At 65.5% G+C, this 15,546-nt stretch carries 17 protein-coding genes; 14 read left to right on the forward strand and 3 right to left on the reverse strand.

The genetic code is table 11. From position 1 onward, the window contains the following. Positions 1 to 9 precede the first annotated feature (9 nt). The 13 genes from ruvC (at position 10) to ftsH (ending at position 11,944) form a co-directional block, all read left to right on the forward strand. Positions 10 to 513 (forward strand): crossover junction endodeoxyribonuclease RuvC, encoded by a 504-nt coding sequence (ruvC, locus tag FGK64_RS07115; protein WP_138863131.1) that lies wholly within the window; start codon positions 10 to 12, stop codon positions 511 to 513. Beyond that, positions 510 to 1,199: a Holliday junction branch migration protein RuvA gene (ruvA, locus tag FGK64_RS07120; protein ID WP_138863132.1), complete on the forward strand. Its 690-nt coding sequence runs from the start codon at positions 510 to 512 to the stop codon at positions 1,197 to 1,199. The genes ruvC and ruvA overlap by 4 nt, the downstream gene beginning before the upstream one ends. A 9-nt stretch (positions 1,200 to 1,208) precedes the next feature. After that, the gene (gene ruvB / locus FGK64_RS07125) at positions 1,209 to 2,225 is read left to right on the forward strand and encodes a Holliday junction branch migration DNA helicase RuvB (RefSeq protein ID WP_138863133.1); all 1,017 of its coding nucleotides are present in this window, start codon (positions 1,209 to 1,211) and stop codon (positions 2,223 to 2,225) included. A gap of 178 nt (positions 2,226 to 2,403) precedes the next feature. Next, positions 2,404 to 3,036 (forward strand): hypothetical protein, encoded by a 633-nt coding sequence (locus tag FGK64_RS07130; protein ID WP_246057699.1) that lies wholly within the window; start codon positions 2,404 to 2,406, stop codon positions 3,034 to 3,036. Beyond that, on the forward strand, positions 3,033 to 3,437 hold the full coding sequence (ybgC, locus tag FGK64_RS07135) for a tol-pal system-associated acyl-CoA thioesterase (protein ID WP_138863134.1): 405 nt from the start codon (positions 3,033 to 3,035) through the stop codon (positions 3,435 to 3,437). The genes FGK64_RS07130 and ybgC overlap by 4 nt, the downstream gene beginning before the upstream one ends. Before the next feature lie 105 nt (positions 3,438 to 3,542). Further along, positions 3,543 to 4,238 (forward strand): protein TolQ, encoded by a 696-nt coding sequence (tolQ, locus tag FGK64_RS07140; protein WP_138863135.1) that lies wholly within the window; start codon positions 3,543 to 3,545, stop codon positions 4,236 to 4,238. A 2-nt stretch (positions 4,239 to 4,240) separates the two neighbouring features. Then, positions 4,241 to 4,720: a protein TolR gene (gene tolR, locus FGK64_RS07145; protein ID WP_138863136.1), complete on the forward strand. Its 480-nt coding sequence runs from the start codon at positions 4,241 to 4,243 to the stop codon at positions 4,718 to 4,720. 7 nt (positions 4,721 to 4,727) lie between these two features. Continuing rightward, the gene (locus tag FGK64_RS07150) at positions 4,728 to 5,885 is read left to right on the forward strand and encodes a DUF2339 domain-containing protein (protein WP_138864245.1); all 1,158 of its coding nucleotides are present in this window, start codon (positions 4,728 to 4,730) and stop codon (positions 5,883 to 5,885) included. After that, positions 5,885 to 7,213, forward strand: a complete 1,329-nt coding sequence (gene tolB, locus FGK64_RS07155) for a Tol-Pal system beta propeller repeat protein TolB (protein WP_138864246.1) — start codon at positions 5,885 to 5,887, stop codon at positions 7,211 to 7,213. The genes FGK64_RS07150 and tolB overlap by 1 nt, the downstream gene beginning before the upstream one ends. Positions 7,214 to 7,303: 90 nt before the next feature. After that, positions 7,304 to 7,816, forward strand: coding sequence for a peptidoglycan-associated lipoprotein Pal (pal, locus tag FGK64_RS07160; RefSeq protein WP_138863137.1), 513 nt, complete (start codon positions 7,304 to 7,306; stop codon positions 7,814 to 7,816). Between the two features lie 3 nt (positions 7,817 to 7,819). Further along, positions 7,820 to 8,650 carry a tol-pal system protein YbgF gene (gene ybgF, locus FGK64_RS07165; protein ID WP_138863138.1) on the forward strand — a complete coding sequence of 277 codons (831 nt, stop codon included), beginning with the start codon at positions 7,820 to 7,822 and terminating at the stop codon, positions 8,648 to 8,650. Further along, a complete protein-coding gene (gene tilS / locus FGK64_RS07170) occupies positions 8,647 to 9,888 on the forward strand; it encodes a tRNA lysidine(34) synthetase TilS (RefSeq protein ID WP_246057700.1) in 1,242 nt (413 codons plus the stop codon). Before ybgF ends, tilS begins: the two co-directional genes overlap by 4 nt. A gap of 136 nt (positions 9,889 to 10,024) precedes the next feature. Then, positions 10,025 to 11,944, forward strand: coding sequence for an ATP-dependent zinc metalloprotease FtsH (gene ftsH, locus FGK64_RS07175; RefSeq protein WP_138863139.1), 1,920 nt, complete (start codon positions 10,025 to 10,027; stop codon positions 11,942 to 11,944). Between the two features lie 52 nt (positions 11,945 to 11,996). On the opposite strand, the gene FGK64_RS07180 is transcribed toward ftsH, so the two are convergent. After that, entirely contained in the window at positions 11,997 to 12,407 is a 411-nt protein-coding gene (locus FGK64_RS07180) for a winged helix-turn-helix transcriptional regulator (protein ID WP_138863140.1), read from the reverse strand. A 103-nt stretch (positions 12,408 to 12,510) separates the two neighbouring features. Between FGK64_RS07180 and FGK64_RS07185 the strand changes: the two genes are divergently transcribed. Further along, positions 12,511 to 13,257: an SDR family oxidoreductase gene (locus FGK64_RS07185; protein WP_138863141.1), complete on the forward strand. Its 747-nt coding sequence runs from the start codon at positions 12,511 to 12,513 to the stop codon at positions 13,255 to 13,257. 353 nt (positions 13,258 to 13,610) lie between these two features. Here the strand turns inward: FGK64_RS07185 and FGK64_RS07190 are convergent, their stop codons facing one another. Together FGK64_RS07190 and FGK64_RS07195 are read right to left on the reverse strand one after the other, a co-directional pair. Beyond that, positions 13,611 to 14,579 carry a 2-hydroxyacid dehydrogenase gene (locus FGK64_RS07190; RefSeq protein WP_138863142.1) on the reverse strand — a complete coding sequence of 323 codons (969 nt, stop codon included), beginning with the start codon at positions 14,577 to 14,579 and terminating at the stop codon, positions 13,611 to 13,613. A 3-nt stretch (positions 14,580 to 14,582) separates the two neighbouring features. Next, on the reverse strand, positions 14,583 to 15,431 hold the full coding sequence (locus FGK64_RS07195) for a fumarylacetoacetate hydrolase family protein (RefSeq protein ID WP_138863143.1): 849 nt from the start codon (positions 15,429 to 15,431) through the stop codon (positions 14,583 to 14,585). Positions 15,432 to 15,546: the final 115 nt, after the last annotated feature.

Consider the following 15,546-nt stretch of genomic DNA (forward strand, 5'->3'; position numbering starts at 1 on the left):
GGCCGGGCAGTGATGCGGATATTGGGAATTGATCCCGGGCTCAGAAACATGGGCTGGGGCGTGATCGAGCAGGACGGGCCAAGGCTGCGGCACATTGCCAATGGAATCTGCCACTCCGAGGGGGCGGATCTGGCCGTGCGGCTGATGTCACTTTACGACCAGATGTCCGAAGTGGTGCGCGCGTATGCGCCGGATGTCGCCGCCGTGGAGCAGACCTTCGTGAACAAGGACGGCGCTGGCACGCTGAAGCTCGGACAGGCGCGCGCCATTGCGCTGCTGGTCCCGGCGCAGGCGGGATTGCAGGTGGGCGAATATGCCCCGAATTCGGTCAAGAAAACGGTGGTCGGCGTCGGCCACGCGGACAAGCGGCAGGTCTTGCACATGGTATGCCTGCAACTGCCGGGGTGCAAACCGGCGGGGCCGGATGCAGCCGATGCGCTGGCGATCGCGATTTGCCACGCCCACCATGCCGGGCATGGCGGAGCGGCCCGTCTGCGGCGGAAAATCGCATGATCGGGCGGCTGCGCGGGCGGCTGGCCTATCGCGCCGGCGATCATGTGATGATCGACGTCGGGGGGGTCGGCTATCTTGTCTATTGCTCCGACCGGACGCTTGCCGCTTTACCGCGCGTGGGAGAGCCGGTGTCGGTCTACACTGATCTTGTCGTGCGCGAAGACCTGATGCAGCTGTTCGGCTTCCTGAGCCTGGTCGAAAAGGAATGGCATCGCCTGCTAATGGGCGTGCAGGGAGTGGGCGCCAAGGTCTCGCTGGCAATACTTGGCGCGCTGGGCCCCGACGGGGTCAGCCGTGCGATCGCGCTGGGCGACTGGTCGGCGGTCAAAGCGGCGAAAGGCGTGGGGCCCAAGACGGCGCAGCGAATCGTGCTGGATTTGAAAGATAAGGCTCCGGCGGTCATGGCGCTGTCCGGAGAGGGGGGCGGCGCGCTCGATCCTGCTGCCGCACCGGAAGATGCGGATGTTCTGGACGATGCCGATGACGCGGCCGCCCCGGCGCCTGTGGCTTCTGCCGCGCGCCACGGCGGTGCGGCGCAGGCCGATGCGCTTTCGGCTCTTGGCAACCTGGGGTATGGCCCGAGCGATGCCGCCGCCGCGGTCGCCACTGCGCGGGCAGAGGCGCCCGATGCCGATGCCGCCGCGCTGATCCGGGCGGCGCTGAAGCTGCTGGCTCCGAAAGGGTAGGGACTGACGATGGCTGAACCCGATCCCGATCTGCGGCCCGGCGAACGGGACGAGAATGATCGCGCGTTGCGTCCGCAGATGCTTGACGAATTCATCGGTCAGGCCGAGGCGCGGGCGAACCTGAAAGTGTTCATCGCCTCGGCGCGCGCCCGGGGTGAAGCAATGGATCACACGCTGTTCCACGGCCCGCCTGGGCTGGGCAAGACAACGTTGGCGCAGATCATGGCGCGCGAATTGGGCGTTGGCTTTCGCATGACCAGCGGGCCGGTTCTGGCAAAAGCAGGCGATCTTGCGGCGATCCTCAGCAATCTTGAAGCGCGGGATGTGCTGTTTATCGACGAAATCCATCGCTTGAACCCGGCGGTGGAAGAGGTGCTTTATCCGGCGCTCGAAGATTTTGAGCTGGACCTGGTGATCGGGGAGGGACCGGCGGCGCGTACGCTGCGGATCGAGCTTCAACCGTTTACCTTGGTTGGCGCGACCACGCGCATGGGGCTGCTGACCACGCCGCTGCGTGACCGGTTCGGTATTCCGACGCGGCTGCAGTTCTATACGGTGGATGAACTGCATGAAATCGTCAGTCGCAATGCCCGCAAGATGGGCGCCCCGGCCGAAGATGCCGGCGCGCTGGAAATCGCCCGCCGCGCACGTGGGACGCCCCGGATTGCCGGACGGCTGCTGCGCCGCGTGGTGGATTTTGCGGTAGTCGAAGGCGATGGGCGCATCACCCGCGATCTGGCCGACAATGCGTTGACGCGCCTTGGCGTGGATCACCTTGGGCTCGACGGGGCCGATCGCCGCTATCTTCGGCTGATCGCCGAAAGCTATGGCGGTGGACCTGTCGGCATCGAAACCCTGAGTGCCGCGCTCAGCGAAAGCCGCGACGCGTTGGAAGAGGTGATCGAACCCTACCTGTTGCAGCAGGGTCTGATCCAGCGCACGCCGCGCGGCCGGATGCTGGCGGCAGCTGCCTGGCGGCATCTGGGGCTCGAGGCGCCGCGCGGGCAGAATGATCTGTTCGGCTAGGCGATCTCGGCGCCGCCCCTACTTCTTTTCGGCAAAAATACTCAATCGCGATACATCGGCCGCAGACGGAGCACTTGAAGCAGCTGTCGCGCAGGTGAGTATTTGCACCGAAAAGAAGGGGCTGTTTGACCTGTGAATGCCCCGGCGGTATGTCCGGCGCGGGCTGATGGAGACTGGCATGACACCGGCAGAAATCGAGACGCTGTTCGACCGGGGCGATGCGGGGTACGTCTTTGCGCGCTGGGGCCGGCCATTGGCGCCCGTTGTATTTGGCGTGCAGGAACAGACGCTGGGGGTGATCAAAGGTGCGTTCGAGGCGATTGTCGCGCTGGCCGGGCACAACATGGCCGAGGTTGACCCCGAGCTGGGCAGCAATGTCATGGTCTTTTTCCTGCGCGATTGGGACGAGCTTTTGGCGGTGCCGGATCTGGCGCATATGCTGGGCGATCTGCCGGACTTGGTGGCGCGTCTGAACGGCGGCGATGCCTCGCAATACCGGACGTTTCGATTTGACGATGGGGGGGCGATCCGCGCGGCTTTCGTGTTTTTGCGGATGCGGGGGGCACTGGCCGAGATGGCGGCCGAAGACCTCGCGCTGTCGCAGGCGGTGCAGGTCATGCTGCTGTGGTCGGACCAGGCCTTTGCCGAGGTGTCGCCCTTGGCTGTCGCGCATGGCCAGACGATCCTGCGCCCCGAGATTGCCGGCGTGATCCGGGCGGCCTATGATCCGGTGATGCCGGCAGCGGCGCGGGATGCGAGCCATGCGCTGAGGCTCTCGGCGCGACTGGCGGCGGGCGAGGGCGCGCAATGACCCATCGTTTCGACATTCGCGTCTATTACGAAGACACCGATATGGGCGGGGTGGTCTATCACGCCAACTACCTGCGGTACATTGAGCGCGCGCGCAGCGACTACGTGCGCGAATTGGGCAACGACCAGAACGCCATGCGCGAGGGCGGCGTGGTCTGGGTCGTGCGCCGTCTGGAGTGCGACTATCTCGCTACTGCAAAATTCGACGATCGGCTGGTCGTGGAAACCGAGGTTGCAGATGTCAGCGGTGCGCGGCTGACGATGACGCAGACGGTACTGCGCGAGGGTCAGTCGATCTTTACCGCCACCGTTACGGCCGTCTGCATGAACGCGGCGGGGCGGCCGGTGCGGCTGCCGGCGGAAATTCGCACACAGCTGGTGCCAACGCGCCCCAAAACGTGACCGAAAACGTGAGTGTGAACGCGCATTCATTGGCAATTGGCGTTCAACTGCTGTAGGGATCGGAAAAAGGCCGAAGCAATACGGCCGCTGATCGAGAGCAGATTTATGGAAACTGAGACACTTGCGGCCGCGCAGGGGATGGATTTCTCGATGTGGGCGCTGTTTGCCCGCGCGACACTCACCGTAAAACTGGTGATGCTGGTGCTGATCGCGGCGTCGGTCTGGTCATGGGCGATCATCATCCAGAAGCACATCCTGTTCCGCTGGGCCCGTCGCGAGGCGGCGGTGTTCGACCGGTCGTTCTGGTCGGGCGAGCCGCTGGACGGGCTGTTTGACCAGATCGGGCCCGATCCCGAGGGCAACTCGGAAAAGATTTTTGCCGCCGGGATGAGCGAATGGCGCCGGTCGCATCGCGACGACGGCGCGCTGATCGCCGGGGCGCAGGCGCGGATCGATCGCAGCATGGATGTGGCGATCAACAAGGAAACCGAGGATTTGCAGCGCGGGTTGCCGGTGCTGGCGACCATCGGCTCGACCGCGCCGTTTGTCGGCCTCTTCGGCACCGTCTGGGGCATCATGCATGCGTTCATCGAGATCGCGGCGCAGCAGAACACCAACTTGGCTGTTGTCGCGCCCGGTATCGCCGAGGCGCTGCTGGCGACCGGGCTGGGCCTGATCGCGGCGATTCCGGCGGTGGTTTTCTACAACAAGCTGTCGGCCGACAGTGACCGGATCGTGGCGGGCTATGAGGCCTTTGCCGACGAATTCGGCACCATCCTGTCGCGCCAACTGGACGCCTGACGATGGGCGCTGCGGTACAGCAACCGGGCGGAGGCGGCGGCGGACGTCGCCGCAGACGGTCGCGCCGGGCCTCGCGCCCGATGTCCGAAATCAACGTGACGCCCTTTGTCGACGTGATGCTGGTGCTGCTGATCATCTTCATGGTGGCCGCGCCGCTGTTGACGGTCGGGGTGCCGGTCGAGCTGCCGAAAACCGCCGCCGGGGCCTTGCCGTCGGACAACGAGGAACCCTTGACCGTGACCATCACCGCCGAAGGGGCGGTGCAGATCCAGACGACCGAAACGCCCCGCGATCAGCTGGTGCCCAAGCTGCGCGCCATCGCGGCCGAACGGGCCAGCGACCGGGTGTTTCTGCGTGCCGACGGGGCGATCCCCTACGAGGTCGTCATGCAGGTGATGGGTGCCCTGAACGCGGGCGGGTTTTCCAATGTCGGCCTGGTGACCGACATCGGTGGCCCCACGCTTGACGGCGGCGACAGGTGAGGCCGCGGTGCAGACCGGCACAAAAATTTCGCTGGGGGCCCACGGGGCTCTGATCCTGTTCGTGCTGTTCGGCCCGGTGCTGAAAGGCGATCCGCCACCGGTCGAGGTGGCGGAGGTGTCGATCCTGTCCTCCGAGCAGTTCGCGGCGCTGACGTCGCAATCGGCCCAGGCCGAGGTCGAAGGCGCGCCCGAGGTGCAGCCCGAACCGGAACCCGCACCCGAGCCCGCGCCGCAGCCTGACCCAGCACCAGAACCCGAGCCACAGCCCGAACCCCAGCCGCAGCCCGAACCTGCACCCGAGCCCGAACCGGAAACGCCTCCGGCGCCCGAGGTAACGGAACAGGTGCCCGAGCCCACGCCCGATGCGCCCGAAGTCATTCAGGCGCCAGCCCCCCCGCGCGAGGATGCGACGCCTCCGCAAGTGGATCGCGTTGCGCCCGAAGTGGTGGCCCCGCCGCCGCCAGATGCGCGCCCCGATGTAGTGGAGACGCCGCAGGTGTCCCCCGATCCGGGCGAGGCCCCGCCGCAAGAGCCGCAAGAGGCGACCGCGCCGGAACAGGCGACAGACCGTATTCGCCCCGAGCCGGTGCCAGATCCGGTGATTGCCGCGCTGGCGCCGCCCGCGTCGCGGCGTCCGCCGTCGGCCCGGCCCGACCGGCCACAGCCGACCGCGGCTCCGGCGCCAACTCCGGCGCAAATTCCGACGCCGACGCCCGAGCCAACGCCCGAACCGCAGCAAACCGAAACGCCCACGCCAGCGCCAGCGCCGGCTGAAACGCGCGATGCGGTGGCCGATGCGCTGGCCGAAGCCTTGGGCGGCGCCACACAGGCGCCTGCCGGCCCGCCCCTGTCGGCGGGCGAAAAAGAGGCAATGCGCGTGGCCGTGTCGCAATGCTGGAACGTTGGTTCCTTGTCTTCTGCCGCGATGGCCACAACTGTAGTCGTGGCGGTGGATATGGGGCAGGATGGGATGCCGGATGCAAATTCGATCCGGCTGCTGTCCAGTTCGGGGGGCGATGACTCCTCGGCGCGGCAGGCGTTTGAAGCGGCGCGGCGAGCCATCATTCGCTGCGCGCGCGGGGGCTATGCGCTTCCGGCCGAGAAATACGCGCATTGGCGCGAAATCGAGATGACCTTCAATCCGGAGAGGATGCGGATCAGATGATGATGAAACACCTGGCAAGCCTGTTTCTGGGCGCGGTCTGCCTGTTTGGGGCAACGGGTGCGGTCGTGGCCCAGGACGGGCCGTTGCGGATCGAGATCACCGATGGCGTGATCGAGCCCTTGCCCTTTGCGGTGCCCGATTTCGTGCCCGGCTCGGGCGAGGCAGGGGAAACCGCTCGCCAGATTTCGCGGGTGATTGCGGCGGATCTGACGGGTACCGGCCTGTTCCGCGAGGTGCCCGCCAGCGCCTATATCAGCCAGGTTGCCGATTTCGGCGCGCCCGTGGCCTATGCCGACTGGAAGGCGATCAACGCGCAGGCGCTGATCACTGGAGCGGTCAACGTGGCGGGAGGCAACGTGACGGTGCAGTTCCGGGTGTATGACGTGTTCTCGGATTCCGAAATTGGCAACGGGTTGCAGTTTTCCGGGCCCGTCGCGGGCTGGCGGCGCATGGCGCACAAGGTGGCCGACGCGGTTTACAGCCGGATCACGGGCGAGGGCGCCTATTTCGACAGCCGCGTTGTCTATGTCTCGGAAACCGGGCCCAAGGACGACCGGCGCAAGCGTCTGGCCGTGATGGATTACGACGGCGCGAATGTGCAGTACCTGACCGACAGTTCGTCGATCGTGCTGGCGCCCCGGTTCTCGCCCAATGGCGACCGGGTGCTGTACACCAGCTATGAATCCGGCTTTCCGCGCATCTATGTGCTGGACGTGGGCGCGGTGCAGCAGCGCGGGTTGCAAAGCACCGAAGGCACGATGAGCTTTGCGCCCCGCTTCGCGCCCGATGGGCAGACCGTGGTTTATTCGCTGACCGAAGGTGGCAACACCGACATCTATTCCATGTCCATTGCCACCGGCCAAAGCACCCGGCTGACCACGGCGCCCTCCATCGAAACCGCGCCAAGTTTTTCGCCAGATGGCGGGCGGCTGGTGTTCGAAAGCGACCGCTCGGGCACGCCGCAGCTGTACATCATGCCGGTGGGCGGGGGCGAACCCACGCGGATCAGCTTTGGCCAGGGGCGCTATGGCACGCCGGTCTGGTCGCCGCGCGGCGATCTGATTGCCTTTACCAAGCAAAGCAAGGGCCGCTTTCACATTGGCGTGATGCGCACCGACGGGTCTGAGGAACGTCTGCTGACCGCGTCGTTCCTTGACGAGGGCCCGACATGGGCACCGAACGGCCGCGTGTTGATGTTCGCGCGCGAAACGCAGGGCGCGCAGGGGCAATCCTCGCTGTATTCCGTGGATATCACGGGCCGCAACCTAAAGGCCGTCCCCACGCCCGAAGGCGCGTCGGACCCGTCGTGGTCGCCATTACAGAACTGAAACATGCCCCGTCATGGCCCAAGCCGCACGTTCACAAGGGCGGTGGGCTATGGTAAACGGGGTCCATAACAAACGGTAACGAGGCGCGAGATGAGCACCCTGACCAAATTTCTGATGATCGGTTCGATGCTGGCCATGGCGGCCTGTACGAACGCGGGCCGCTTTGGCGCCGATGGCACCGGCGCCTCCGGCGTGGGCTCGGGCGCCATCGTGCCCGGTTCGGCCAATGATCCGACATCGCCGGCCTATTTCAACCAGACCATCGGCGACCGCGTGCTGTTCCTGGTGGACCAGTCGAACCTGTCGCCCGAGGCGCAGCAGATCCTGAATGGTCAGGCCCAGTGGCTGAGCCAGAACGTCGACTATGTCGCCGTGATCGAAGGCCATGCCGACGAACAGGGCACCCGCGAGTACAACCTTGCGCTGGGTGCGCGCCGCGCCAATGCCGCCCGCGAATACCTGATCTCGCGCGGCGTGGCGGGCAACCGGCTGAAGGTTGTCAGCTACGGCAAGGAACGCCCGATCGAGATTTGCAGCGAAGAGGCCTGCTATGCCAAGAACCGCCGCGCGGTGACGGTGCTGTCGGCCGGGGTGCTGGGCTAAGCCATGCGGATTGCGGTTCTGGCAGTTGCGGCCCTGACATTGGCCGCCCCGCAAGCGGCGCTGGCGCAGGACCGCGAGCGTACACTGGCCGACATCCGGCAGGAACTCTCGGTTCTGTATGTCGAGGTTCAGAAGCTCAAGCGCGAGCTATCGACCACGGGCGGGGCATCCACGCCCACCGTGGGTGGCAGCGTGCTGGACCGCGTCGCCGCGATGGAGGCCGAGTTGCAGCGGCTGACCTCGCAGACGGAATCGCTTGGCAACCGGGTGAACCGGGTTGTGAGCGACGGCACCAACCGCATTGGCGACCTGGAGTTCCGCCTGTGCGAGATGGAGGCCGCCTGCGATGTCTCGACACTGGGCGAAACCTCGACTCTGGGCGGGGCACAGGAAGGCGCGGCGCTGACCGCGCCCGTGGCCGAACCGACCGGCGCGCCCACAACCGAAATGGCCGTGGGTGAGGAAAGCGATTTCAACGCTGCCAAAGCCGCCTTCGACTCGGGCGATTTTGCCGGGGCAGCGCAAAAGCTGTCGGCTTTCGCCATGGCTTATCCCGGCAGCCCTTTGGCGCCCGAGGCCGAGGTGATGCGCGGCCGCGCGCTGGCCCAGCAGGGCGACACCCGCGAAGCGGCCCGCGCCTATCTGGCCGGGTTCAGCGCGAACCCCGCCGGGCCGCGTGCGCCCGAGGCGCTGCATCTGCTGGGCGCGGCACTGGGCACGTTGGGGCAGACGGAACAGGCCTGCATAACCCTGGCCGAGGTTGGGGCGCGATTCCCCGGGCAACCGGCGGCCGCCAGTGCACAGGCTGACATGGCGCGCCTGGGCTGTAGTTGACCAACACCGGCGATATTCCGCGCGCCGTTCTGCGCGGAGTGCCGCCCGATCTGCCCGCCCTTGGATTTGCGGTGTCGGGGGGCAGCGATTCCCTTGCCATGATGTATGCTGCCCATGCTGCCTTTGCCGGAACCGGCACGCGGCTGGCGGTGGCCACGGTCGATCACGCCCTGCGCGATGGCTCGGCTGATGAGGCGGCCGGGGTGGCTCGGGCGGCTGCGGCGCTGGGGCTGGATCATGACATCCTGACATGGGGCGCGGGCGATGTGCCCGGCTGGGACGGGCGCGGCAACCTGCAAGATGCGGCGCGGCGCGCACGCTATGCTTTGTTGTCGGAATGGGCCGCGCGGCGCGGGCTTGCCGCGGTGGCACTGGCCCATACCGCCGACGATCAGGCCGAAACCGTGCTGATGCGGCTGGCGCGTGCGGGCGGGGTCGACGGGTTGGCCGCGATGGCCGCTGACAGCCACCGTAACGGGCTGCGCCTGCTGCGCCCTTTGCTGGCCGTACGCCGGGCCGAATTGCGCCGCTATCTGACCGCGCTTGGCGTGGATTGGGTTGATGACCCCAGCAACGACAACCCCGCATTCGACCGCATCCGCATCCGTAAGGCGCTGGAAACGCTGGGCGAACTGGGCATCTCTGTGCCCGCGCTGGCGCAGGTCGCGCAGCATATGCAAAGCGCCCGCACCGCGCTGGAAGGACAAGCCAGCGCCGCGATGGCCGCGCTGGCGCAATCCGACAGCGGAGATCTGCTGCTCGACCGCGCCGGACTGCTGGACTTGCCCGCGGAAACTGCGAGACGCGTTTTGATCCGCGGGTTGCGCGCGGTCACAGGGCAGAACGGATACCCACCACGTGGCGCGGCCATCGACCGGCTGCTGGCTGCGGTGTCCGAGGGGCGAGACGACACGCAGGCAGGCTGCCGGTTGCTGGTGCGTCACGATCGGGTGCGCCTGTGCCGTGAATATGACGCCGTGCGTGATCTGCGCGCCGAACCGGGGCAGGCGTGGGACGGGCGCTGGCGCCTGATCGGCCCGGCCGAAAGTGACACCCACGTTGCCGCCCTTGGCCCGGAAGGCGCGCGCCAATGCCCCGACTGGCGCGTAACCGGGCGGCCGCATGCTTCTGTCATCGCGACGCCTGCTGTCTGGCAGGGTCAGCGGCTGATTGCCGCCCCCTTGGCCAATCTGCCGCAAGGTTGGCGCGCAGAACCGGCTTTTCCGAGTGATGCCTGAATTTGGGCGCATTTATCGCATTGAACCCGCCTGCATGATCTCTATTTTAGGTACAGGCTGCGGGGCCGGGTGACAGGCGGTCATCCGGTGCCCGACGGGTCCGCAAGCGGGCCGCACTAGGTTAGGAGTTTTCCCTTTGGGCAATGCACGCAATATCGCGTTCTGGGTCGTTCTGTTTCTGTTGGTGCTGGCGTTGTTCAACCTGTTCAGCGGATCCGGCGGCACGTTGCAAAGCCGCGAGATCACCTATTCCGATTTCGTGACGGCGGTGAAATCCGGCGAAGTCGGGCAGGCCACGCTGGATGGCGAACAGGTTCGGTTCCGGGGCACCGACAATCAGGACTATGTGACGATCAAGCCGGAAGATGCTGAAATCACAAGCCTTCTGATCGACAACAACGTTCCGATCCGGGCCGAGAAACAACAGCAGTCGATGTTCCAGTCGTTCCTGATCACGCTGTTGCCGTTCCTGTTGCTGATCGGCGTCTGGGTCTACTTCATGAACCGGATGCAGGGCGGCGGCAAAGGCGGCGCGATGGGCTTTGGCAAATCCAAGGCGAAGATGCTGACCGAGAAACATGGCCGCGTGACGTTCGACGACGTGGCCGGTATCGACGAAGCCAAGGAAGAGCTGGAAGAGATCGTCGAATTCCTGCGCAACCCTCAGAAATTCAGCCGTCTGGGCGGCAAGATCCCGAAAGGCGCTCTGCTGGTGGGCCCTCCGGGCACCGGCAAGACGCTGCTGGCGCGCGCCATCGCGGGCGAGGCTGGCGTGCCGTTCTTCACCATTTCGGGCTCGGATTTCGTTGAAATGTTCGTGGGTGTTGGCGCAAGTCGCGTGCGCGACATGTTCGAGCAGGCCAAGAAGAACGCGCCCTGCATCGTGTTCATTGACGAAATCGACGCCGTCGGCCGCCACCGTGGGGCCGGTTATGGCGGCGGCAACGACGAACGCGAACAGACGCTGAACCAGCTTCTGGTCGAAATGGACGGGTTCGAGGCCAACGAAGGCGTCATCATCATCGCCGCCACCAACCGCAAGGACGTGCTGGACCCGGCGCTGCTGCGCCCCGGCCGGTTCGACCGTCAGGTCACCGTGGGCAACCCCGACATCAAGGGCCGCGAGAAGATTCTGGCCGTGCACGCGCGCAAGACTCCGCTCAGCCCGGATGTCGATCTGCGCGTGATTGCGCGCGGCACGCCCGGCTTTTCGGGGGCGGATCTGGCGAACCTTGTGAACGAGGCCGCGCTGATGGCCGCGCGTCTTGGGCGGCGTTTCGTTGCCATGGTCGATTTCGAAAACGCCAAGGACAAGGTGATGATGGGGGCCGAGCGGCGCAGCATGGTGCTGACCTCGGAGCAGAAGGAACACACCGCCTATCACGAGGCCGGGCACGCCATCGTCGGGCTGGAACTGCCGAAATGCGATCCGGTCTACAAGGCCACGATCATCCCGCGCGGTGGCGCGCTGGGGATGGTGGTCAGCCTGCCGGAAATCGACCGGCTGAACTGGCACCGCGACGAATGCACCCAGAAGCTGGCGATGACCATGGCGGGCAAGGCCGCCGAGGTGATCAAGTGGGGCGAGGATGCCGTGTCGAACGGCCCCTCGGGCGACATCCAGCAGGCCAGCGGGCTGGCCCGCGCCATGGTGATGCGGTGGGGTATGTCCGACAAGGTCGGCAACATCGACTATCAGCAGGCGCACGAAGGCTACATGGGCAATGGAGCTGGCGGCTTCTCGGTCTCGGCCCACACGAAAGAGCTGATCGAGGAAGAGGTGAAGCGTCTGGTCGACGAAGCCTATGCCTGGGCGCGCCAGATCCTGACGGACAAGCACGACGAATGGGAACGGCTGGCGCAGGGCTTGCTGGAATACGAAACCCTAACCGGCGAGGAAATCAAGCGCGTGATCCGGGGTGAACCGCCCCATGCCGACGATGGCGAGGATGACAGTGCCGATGCCGGCAACGCCCCCAGCGTCACGGCGATCCCGAAGACCAAGCCGCGCAAGACCCCGCCCGAAGGCGGGATGGAGCCGGAGCCCTCGGCCTGATCCGGGTGGGGTAGGATACGAAAGGCGGCCCGCAACGGCCGCCTTTTTCATGTCAGCCGGGTTTGGGCGGGTTGTCGCGGGCATAGGCCGCACGGGCGGATTCGATGGCTTCGAAATTCGCCTCGGCCCACAGCCAGACACCGCAGAACGCCTTGCTGAGGCCAAGGCCCAGTTCGGTCAGCCGGTATTCGACCTTGGGCGGCACCACCGGATACACCTTGCGCGTCACCAGCCCGTCCCGCTCCATCGCGCGCAGGGTTTGCGTCAGCATCTTCTGGCTGATCCCGGGGCAGGCGCGCGACAGTTCCTTGAACCGGCAAACCTCGGTCTCGGTCAGGATCTCGATCAGCAGCATCGTCCACTTGTCGGCCACGCGGCCGATGATCTGCTCTACCAGCCTGTCAACCGCCGGGTCGGTTGGGGGCAGGGCCTGCAATTCGTCGCGCAGCGAGGGGTTCGGCATGGCTCATGCTCTCTTTTAGGTAAGTATAAATCTTTCGGGTGCCTTCTTTCGCAAGGGTAGCGCGATCTGCATCTAGGGGCCAGACAGAACGAAAGGACACCAGATGAGTTTCACAAATCGCACCATCCTGATCACCGGCGGCAATTCCGGCATCGGCCGCGCGCTGGCCGAGGCGCTGCAAGCGCAGGGCAACAGCGTTATCGTCACAGGGCGCAATCCCGAGAGCTTGGCCGGTACACTCGCCGACAACCCTGACATGGCGGGCTATGCGCTGGATGTGACCGATGCGAGTGCCGTTGACTCCTTCGCCGCGCAGGTGGTGGCCGATCACCCAACCCTCGACACGATAATCCTGAACGCCGGGATCATGGAGCCCGAGGATTTCACCGCCGACACCATATCGCTGGACGTGGCGCTGCGCACCATTGCCACCAACCTGCTGGCCCCGATGCAACTGGCGGCGGCGCTGCTGCCGCATTTGCGCAGTCAGCCACAGGCGGCGCTCATCACGGTGTCGTCGGGTCTGGCGTTCGTGCCCAAGGCGGGCAACCCGGCCTATTCCGCCAGCAAGGCGGCGATCCATTCCTGGACGCAATCGCTGCGCCACCAACTGCGCGCCACGCCGGTCGCGGTGCATGAAATCGCTCCGCCGCTGGTCGCGACCGAGCTGACACCCGGTCAGTCGCAGGTCGCTGCCGCCATGCCTCTGCAAGAATTCATCGACGAGGTGGTGGGGATCATGACGCAGGACAGCGTGCCGAATGAGATTCTGGTGCAGCGCGTCAATTTCCAGCGCCGTGCCGAAGCCGAAGGCCGGTTTGACGCCGCCTTTGCCACGATAAACGGCTGACGACTCGCGGCAGGCGTTTCTGCGGGTGCGAAGGCTCCCTTATCAGCGCCAAGCGTGCTGACCGGCTCGGTACGGTGACCGGCTGCCACGCGTTTGAGCAGCTGCGGCGGCAGTCGCCCGCCATATGGGCAAAACGGGCGCTGGGGCAGGCGCGTTCAGGCAATCACAGCTGCGTTAACAAAACGTGATTATGCAGTTGCAGCAATACGTGTATGTTGCACGTGGTGAAGGGGTTTGCGGGATGTAATCTTGTTAAACTTCTGTTTCCCGTGGTGTGGGGCCTGTGTGGCGGCGTAAACACCCTTTGCCACCCCAAGAATATGCCCGGGCTTGTCCGGCCCGGGCAACAGGGCTCAGCCTTTGGGCGACAGATGCGCACACTCCGGCACCGGCGCGATCACGGTACCATCTTTCATGAACTGGCTCAGGTTGTCGCAGGTCAGATCGCCCATCGCCTGACGGGTTTCGACCGTGGCGCTGGCGATATGGGGTTGCAGTGTCACGTTTTCCATTGAAAACAGCGCCTCGGGCACCTTGGGTTCTTCCTCGAACACGTCCAGACCGGCGCCCGCAATGGTGCCATCCTGCAGGGCTGTGACCAGCGCCGACTCGTCCACCACCGATCCACGCGCGACATTCACCAGAATGCCTTGCGGCCCCAGCGCCTTCAGCACCTCGGCGTTCACCATGTGCCGCGTTTCCGGCCCGCCAGGCGTGATGCAAATCAGCACCTCGCAATCGCGCGCCATCTCGACCAGATCGGCGTAATAGCGATAGGGCACATCCTTTTTCGACCGCCCGTGATAGACGATGGTCGCACCAAAAGGCGGCAGCCGGTCGGCAATCGCCTGCCCGATGCGGCCCAGACCGATGATGCCCACGGTGCGGTTCTGCGGGCTGGTGGTGAGCGGCGGATAGCCCTCGGCCTCCCACCGGCCGGCGCGAAGATAGGTGTCATAGGCCACCATCTTGCGCGAGGTTGCGAGCCACAGCAGGATCGCGGTGGTCGCCACATCGTCGTTCAGCACATTGGGCGTATGGGCGACGATGATCCCCCGACTCGCCGCCAGATCCGCGTCGATCGTGTCATAGCCAACGCCATAGCTGGAAATTACGCGCAGCTTGGGCAGCTGGTCCATGATCGGCGTTGGCAGGCCCAGCCCACCGCCGGTGCAGACGGCGACAATCTCGGCCCCATGTTCGGCCAGCACCGCGCCTTGCGCCTCGGGGTCGGCGGGCAGCCGGTGCACGCTGAATTCGGCGTCCAGCCGCGCCTGCATTCGGGGCGTCACAGGGCCAATCAGCAAAAGGTCTGGTTTCATTGCTCAGGCGTCCTGTTCCAGAATTTGCGTTTGGCGGCCAAGGCCTTCGATCGTCAGTTCCATCCGGTCGCCGGCATTCAGAAACACCGGCTGCGGCTTGATCCCAAGCCCCACGCCCGGAGGCGTGCCGGTGGCGATCACGTCGCCGGGGTGCAGCGTGAACAGCTGCGACAGGTGAGAGATGATCTGCGCGACCGTAAAGATCATGGTCGAGGTGTTGCCCGTCTGGCGGCGTTCGCCGTTTACATCCAGCGCCATCGACAGCTCTTGCGGGTTTTCAACCTCGTCCCGGGTCACCAACCAGGGGCCGATGGGGCCGAAAGTGTCGCAGGATTTGCCCTTGGTCCACTGGCCGGTCAGCTTGTTCTGGAAATCGCGTTCGGACACGTCGTTGACGATGCAATAGCCCGCAACGTGGGTCAGCGCCTCCGCCTCGGTGACGTATTTCGCCGGGGTGCCGATCACCACGCCCAATTCCACCTCGTAATCCACCGCGGTCGAGTTGCGCGGGATCAGCACGGTGTCATCGGGGCCCACCACGGCCGAGGTCGCCTTCATGAACAGGATGGGATGCTCGGGAATGGGCGATCCGGTTTCGGCGGCGTGGTCGGAATAGTTCAGCCCGATGCACATGAATTTGCCGATCCCCGCCACACAGGCCCCCATACGCGGGCTGCCAGTGACCAGCGGCAGCGTAGCCGTGTCCAAAGCGCGCAGACGGTCCAGCTCGGCATCTGACAGGGCCGCGCCGGTGATGTCGTTCACATGCGCCGACAGATCGCGCAGCGCGCCGTCACCATCGATCAGGCCGGGTTTCTCCAGGCCGGGTTCGCCATAGCGGACCAGTTTCATGGGCATTCTCCTTGCCGTCATTCCCTTGCGGGAAAGTGGTAGATCACGCCGGGGTGAATGACCAGAGTATGCAATTGCAGATAGCCAAGCGCCGGGATTGGTGAAAGGGTGCCCG

Origin of the sequence: Arenibacterium halophilum (assembly GCF_005938225.1) — a bacterium.
GTDB classification, from domain to species: Bacteria; Pseudomonadota; Alphaproteobacteria; order Rhodobacterales; family Rhodobacteraceae; genus Arenibacterium; species Arenibacterium halophilum.

What these genes read in the sequence shown, in the direction of transcription:
- ruvB (WP_138863133.1), top strand. Translation starts at nt 1,209, where the DNA reads ATGGCTGAACCCGATCCCGATCTGCGGCCCGGCGAACGGGACGAGAAT.
- tolB (WP_138864246.1), top strand. Translation starts at nt 5,885, where the DNA reads ATGATGAAACACCTGGCAAGCCTGTTTCTGGGCGCGGTCTGCCTGTTT.
- tolR (WP_138863136.1), top strand. Translation starts at nt 4,241, where the DNA reads ATGGGCGCTGCGGTACAGCAACCGGGCGGAGGCGGCGGCGGACGTCGC.
- ybgC (WP_138863134.1), top strand. Translation starts at nt 3,033, where the DNA reads ATGACCCATCGTTTCGACATTCGCGTCTATTACGAAGACACCGATATG.
- FGK64_RS07195 (WP_138863143.1), bottom strand. Translation starts at nt 15,431, where the DNA reads ATGAAACTGGTCCGCTATGGCGAACCCGGCCTGGAGAAACCCGGCCTG.
- FGK64_RS07190 (WP_138863142.1), bottom strand. Translation starts at nt 14,579, where the DNA reads ATGAAACCAGACCTTTTGCTGATTGGCCCTGTGACGCCCCGAATGCAG.
- FGK64_RS07185 (WP_138863141.1), top strand. Translation starts at nt 12,511, where the DNA reads ATGAGTTTCACAAATCGCACCATCCTGATCACCGGCGGCAATTCCGGC.
- FGK64_RS07180 (WP_138863140.1), bottom strand. Translation starts at nt 12,407, where the DNA reads ATGCCGAACCCCTCGCTGCGCGACGAATTGCAGGCCCTGCCCCCAACC.
- FGK64_RS07130 (WP_246057699.1), top strand. Translation starts at nt 2,404, where the DNA reads ATGACACCGGCAGAAATCGAGACGCTGTTCGACCGGGGCGATGCGGGG.
- ybgF (WP_138863138.1), top strand. Translation starts at nt 7,820, where the DNA reads ATGCGGATTGCGGTTCTGGCAGTTGCGGCCCTGACATTGGCCGCCCCG.
- pal (WP_138863137.1), top strand. Translation starts at nt 7,304, where the DNA reads ATGAGCACCCTGACCAAATTTCTGATGATCGGTTCGATGCTGGCCATG.
- tolQ (WP_138863135.1), top strand. Translation starts at nt 3,543, where the DNA reads ATGGAAACTGAGACACTTGCGGCCGCGCAGGGGATGGATTTCTCGATG.
- ruvA (WP_138863132.1), top strand. Translation starts at nt 510, where the DNA reads ATGATCGGGCGGCTGCGCGGGCGGCTGGCCTATCGCGCCGGCGATCAT.